The organism is Crenobacter oryzisoli (assembly GCF_030385785.1).
Taxonomy (GTDB): Bacteria; Pseudomonadota; Gammaproteobacteria; order Burkholderiales; family Chromobacteriaceae; genus Crenobacter_A; species Crenobacter_A oryzisoli.
Genome location: NZ_JAUEDK010000102.1, coordinates 1 through 2,702, shown reverse-complemented (window position 1 = coordinate 2,702; position 2,702 = coordinate 1). Strand labels below are relative to the sequence as shown.

Here is a 2,702-nt window from a genome sequence, read left to right as displayed (position 1 = left end):
GGGACAATGAGTAGGCAGCGGAAACGGGCGAGCGAGACCGGGTGGCCACAGTCCCGGAGGCCCGTCTGCCTACTACTCGCCTGGAACGGTGTCACTCATGATGGCCGTTCCCTACTACGGGTCATCCCCGCCGGGTACTACCGTCAGCCAGCTGACCCGCCCTGTGACTGCTCCTGGTGCAGCTGGAAATATTCCTCCAGTTCATCCATCAACTGCGCGGGATGCGGCAAGACCGCCTTGTGCGGGTGCCCCTTGAGCGCGTCCTTGATCGCCGGGCTGCAGGTCTCTTCCAGCCCGAGGACGATATCATGCTTGTCCTTGATGGCGCGGACTTTCCCAAAACGCGCATCGGCGCCGAGAAACAGCAAATCGTAGCGCGCGCCGAAACGTTCGCGGAGGGCCTGTTCCTGCTCGGCGGGCACGCCGATCAACAGGGCGCGCAATTTGCGCGGGCCGGCCATGGTCGTCTGCGGGTTGCCTTTGCGCTCGGCCTGGCTGGCGGGGGGCTGCTTGCCGACCTTGCCACGCCCTTGGCCGGGCGGGGTGGGACGCTCCGCCGCAGGCGCGACGTTGCCCGGCGTTGACCGCCCCGTCACCGGCGGGCGCTCACGGTGTGGCGCCGCTACCGGCGCCGTGAACGCGGTGCTGAGCTGCTGGGTCATGGCGTCCAGCCGGGCGCGGATGACGTCGATCTGGGCGCACAATTCCTGGGTGGCCTGTTCCAGCGGGGCCATCTGATTCGCGACGAAAGTGCCCAGTTTCTGCGCGACCTGTAACAGCAAGAGGTCGGAGAACTGGTCGACTGCCGACGTGAGGGCATCGTGCACTGCCGGTGGGGTACTCGGGGCCACCTCGTGCGCCAGCGTCTCCGGCGTAGCGAGCGGTGCACTATTGGTCGGTGCGGCGTCGGCCGGAGTGAACGGGACGTCCGCATCGAGTGCTAGGTCCTGAACGGGGACCGGTGTCGATGAGGCGGATCGGGACGGTTCCGCCCTGCCCTCACGCGCGGCGTCGGCCTCCGGTGTGGAGTAAGGCAGGGATTGTTGGGGAGGTGTTTCGCTCGCGGTGGCCTCCGCGAGGGGGCGGCGACCGCGACGGCGCGTTGCCTCCGGCGCCACCGTCGTCTCTTGGCGCAGTGGGGGCACGACCTCCGTGACCGGGATCTCCTGTTGCACCGGTTGGTCGGTTGGCGGGGTGGTCAGGATCTCCGCCTGGCTAGCCGGGATGGGGGTCGCCTCCTGAGGCGCCAGCGCGGCGGGAGTTAACTTCGCCACCAAGGCGGCCGAGCGGGGAATCGGTTTATCCGCCAGATCATTGGCTTTGTCGGTCCGAATGTACACCTTGCGGTTGCGGCCGCCTTTCGCGCCTGGCGCCGGCGGGGCCGCTTGGCTGGTCACGTAGCCTTTTTGGACGAAGTCGACCAGCAAGCGCGAAGTGTAGTCCGGATTCACACCATATTCGCTCGCCAGAACTTGACGGATTTGCGACCCTTCCAGCCCCCGCTCTTGGCCGAGTCCGATGAGTTCAAGGAGTTGCCAACGGGAAATGGTTTTATGTGGTTGATTGCGCTTCGATGCCATGGCCTAAGTGGGCGCCATTGACTGGCCCCTTGATTTCTCATTGAGTGACCACCTATTTTAGCCTTGCTGGACGGCCCTACGTCGAGGCTTTTTCAACCTGTTCTCGGAATAGCGTCCCTCAAGAGGTGTTTCCAGGAGGAAGGCCAGCAGGGTTCGGCCTCGGCCAAGGCGACAGCTTGTAGGCGGTTGCCTAGGGCGGGGACTAGAGGGGTCGTCCCGCGTCACCCGCGCAGCGCCGCTAACCCCATTCAGTACCACGCGGCGCCAAGCCGCACCGACGCAGACCGTACCCGTCGTCGGGGGTGGTTAGCGGCGCTACCGCACTTAAAAGCCCAGATGGTGGAGATAGGCAATGAGCCCCACAATCATGACAAACATAAAGCTATTACCGCGAGCCCCTCGCCAGCCCAGGCTCAGATAGCACAGTAGGGTTGCCCCCCACACCAGGAACACCGGGGTTGCCAGCGCGGGCACCTCCAGGTGACCCGCCAGCACTTCGTACAAGCTAGTTTGTCCATCAATGCCGTACGACCACTCCCCCAGTCTCATCGAAAAAAAATGGCTCACCACCGGCCGATAGGCCATGAAGAGGTAGATACTAAACGCCAACATGGCATGCGCCATCCAGGCCGTTTCCCTACCAAAGCCATCAAGCCAGCCCATGTTGGCATAGTAATACTGAAGATCCTCACTGATTCGCCGGTGCTCGTCTTGATCGGCGTGATTATGCCATTCAATACCCCCCTTGGCGCCCGCTCGAAATGTGGCGCCGCGTAAAATTACTAACCTTTTAGAAAGTAATGCCATTTCATGTGATAATTTTCTTCATGAAATGCAAACGAAACTCTGACGCCCGCGGGATTGACCACCACACCCTCCAGGTCATGCGCCAGCAAGCCGTCAAGGCGATTCGAGAGGGCCAATCGGTGCAAAGCGTAGCAGCCGCCTACGGTGTCAACCCGCGCACGGTGTTTCGCTGGTTAGCAGACTTTGCCAATGGCGGCCAAAACGCCCTGCTGGCCAAGCCGATCCCGGGGCGTCCACCGAAGGTGACGGCCGATGAGATGAGCTGGCTGGCCAAGGCGGTGAAAGACAATACGCCGCAGCAGTTCAAGTTCGAGT

Annotated in this window: 3 protein-coding genes; 1 reads left to right on the top strand and 2 read right to left on the bottom strand. The window is 62.8% G+C overall.

What is annotated here, in order from left to right:
• Window positions 1-143: 143 nt before the first annotated feature.
• Both QU481_RS23585 and QU481_RS23580 read right to left on the bottom strand, forming a co-directional pair.
• Window positions 144-1,451 (bottom strand): hypothetical protein, encoded by a 1,308-nt coding sequence (locus QU481_RS23585; RefSeq protein WP_289830733.1) that lies wholly within the window; start codon window positions 1,449-1,451, stop codon window positions 144-146.
• Window positions 1,452-1,904: 453 nt separating this feature from the next.
• The gene (locus QU481_RS23580; RefSeq protein WP_289832378.1) at window positions 1,905-2,387 is read right to left on the bottom strand and encodes a hypothetical protein; all 483 of its coding nucleotides are present in this window, start codon (window positions 2,385-2,387) and stop codon (window positions 1,905-1,907) included.
• A 20-nt stretch (window positions 2,388-2,407) separates the two neighbouring features.
• Here QU481_RS23580 and QU481_RS23575 point away from each other — a divergent pair.
• The coding region (locus tag QU481_RS23575) for a helix-turn-helix domain-containing protein (protein WP_289828410.1) at window positions 2,408-2,702 on the top strand (295 nt) is incomplete at its 3' end.